This window comes from Actinomadura kijaniata NBRC 14229 (genome assembly GCF_001552175.1).
Taxonomy (GTDB): Bacteria; Actinomycetota; Actinomycetes; order Streptosporangiales; family Streptosporangiaceae; genus Spirillospora; species Spirillospora kijaniata.
This window is the reverse complement of record NZ_BCQR01000325.1, coordinates 1-2454: the sequence shown is the minus strand read 5'-3', so window position 1 is coordinate 2454 and position 2454 is coordinate 1. Positions and strand designations below refer to the sequence as shown.

1 protein-coding gene is annotated in these 2454 nt (G+C 77.4%); it reads right to left on the bottom strand.

Annotated features, from left to right (window positions below):
• Positions 1-2454 (bottom strand): type I polyketide synthase (locus tag AKI01S_RS48490; protein WP_157420766.1); only part of this gene is annotated, 2454 nt, incomplete at both ends.

Here is a 2454-nt window from a genome sequence, read left to right as displayed (position 1 = left end):
GGGGGACAGCCCGGCGTTGGTCAGCGCCTGCCGGATCACACGGCGCTGCGCCGCGGCGCTGGGCGCGGTGAGCCCGTTGGACGCGCCGTCCTGGTTGACGGCCGAGCCTCGGACGACGGCGAGCACGCGGTGGCCGTTGCGCTGGGCGTCGGAGAGTCGTTCGACCAGCAGGAGTCCGACGCCCTCGCTCCAGGCCGCGCCGTCGGCGGCGGCGGAGAACGACTTGGAACGTCCGTCCGGTGCCAGGCCGCGCTGCCGGCTGAACTCGATGAACGGCCCGGGCGTCGCCATGATCGTCGCGCCGCCGGCCAGCGCGAGGTCGCATTCGCCGTTGCGGAGCGCCTGGATCGCCAGGTGCAGGGCGACCAGCGAGGACGAGCAGGCGGTGTCGACGGTCAGCGCCGGTCCGGCCAGGTCGAGGACGTAGGACACCCGCCCGGACGCCACGCTGGTCTGGGTCCCGGCGATCAGGAACCCTTCGAACCCGTCGGGGGAGTCCTGCATGAGCCGGTTGCCGTAGTCGTCGTACATGACGCCGGTGAAGACGCCGGTGTGGCTGCCGCGCAGCGTGTGGGGGTTGATTCCGGCGTTTTCGAGGGTTTCCCAGGCGGTTTCCAGGAGGAGGCGTTGTTGGGGGTCGGTGGCCAGGGCTTCGCGGGGGCTGATGCCGAAGAACTCGGGGTCGAAGTCGGCGGCGTCGTACAGGAAGCCGCCGTGACGGGTGTAGCTGGTACCGGGATGGTCGGGGTCGGGATCGTAGAGGCCCTCCAGGTCCCAGCCCCGGTCGGTGGGGAACTCCCCGATGGCATCGACTCCCTGGGCGACCAGCCGCCACAGGGCCTCCGGTGAGGTCGCCCCGCCGGGGTAACGGCACGCCATGCCCACGATCGCGATCGGCTCGTCGCTCTGGACGCCGGTGGCCGCGGCCCGGTCCGCGCCGCCCGCCCCGGTGAGCTTCTCGCCGAGGTGCCGGGCCAGCGCGGTCACCGTCGGATGCTCGAACACGACCGTGGCGGGCAGCCGCAGCCCGGTCGCCGCGCCGATCCTGTTGCGGAGCTCGACGGTGGTGAGGGAGTCGAGGCCCTGCTCGCGGAGCGCCCGGTCCGGTTCGACCGTGCCGGGGTCGTCGTGGCCGAGCACCCCGGCCGCCTCGGCGCGGACGAGATCGAGGAGCGCGGCCTCCCGTTCGGCCGGGGGCAGCGCGGTCAGCCGCCGGGCCGACGCCGCCCCCCTGGCGGCGGCGCGCGGGGCCGCTCCGCCGGTGCGGGGCAGCAGTCGCCGGAAGAGCGCGGGCACCTCGTCGGGGCCGTGCCCGGCGCGCAGCGCGGCCAGGTCGAGCCTGGCCGGCACCACGACGGGCCGGTCGGCGGCCAGCGCGGCGTCGAGCAGCGCGAGCGCCTCGCCGGTGTCCATCGCGGCGATGCCGGACCGGCGCAGCCGCGCGCGGTCGGACTCGGTGAGGTGCCCGGTCATCCCGCTGGCCTCGGACCACAGGCCCCAGGCGAGCGACACGGCCGCGAGCCCCTCCGCGCGACGCCGTTCGGCCAGGGCGTCCAGGAAGGCGTTGGCGGCGGCGTAGTTGGCCTGCCCCGGTCCGCCGACCGTGCCGATCGCGGAGGAGAACAGCACGAACGCGGCCAGCGGCAGGTCGCGGGTGAGCTCGTGCAGGTGCCAGGCCGCGTCCGCCTTCGGCCGCAGCACCGCGCCGGTCCGTTCCGGGGTGAGGGAGGTGACGGCGCCGTCGTCGAGGACGCCCGCGAGGTGCACGACGGCGCGGAGCGGCCGGTCGGCGGGGACGGCGTCGAGCACCGCGCGCAGCGCCGCCCGGTCGGCCGCGTCGGCGGCGGCGAAGGCCACCTCGGCGCCCAGGGCGCGCAGTTCGGCCGCGAGTTCGGTGGCCCCGTCGGCGGCGTCGCCCCGGCGGCTGACCAGCAGCAGGTGCCGCGCCCCGCGGTCGCGCACCAGGTGCCGCGCGACCAGGCGGCCGAGCCGCCCGGTGCCGCCGGTGAGCAGCACGGTGCCGTCGAGCGCCGGACCGGTCGCGTCCGGACCGGCGGTGGTGACCGGGGCCAGCCGCGGCACCCGCGCCTCCCCGGCGCGGACGGCCGTCTGCGGTTCGCCGCTCGCGGCGACGGCCGCGACCGCCCGCGCGGACGCCGCGTCGCCGTCCAGGTCGAGCAGGACGAACCGGCCCGGATGCTCGGTCTGCGCCGACCGGACCAGCCCCCACACCGCGGCGTCCGCCGGGGACGGGACGTCGGAGCCGGGGACGGCGGCCACCGCGTCCCGGGTGACGACGACCAGCCGCGCGGCGTCCAGGCGTTCGTCGGCGAGCCATTCCTGGAGCAGGGCGAGCGTCCGCCCGGCGGTCGCGTGCGCCGCCGCGTCGGGCGGCACGCCGTCCCCGGCGGCGGGGCCCGCGAGGACCAGGGCGGGGGCCGCGGCGCCGCCCGC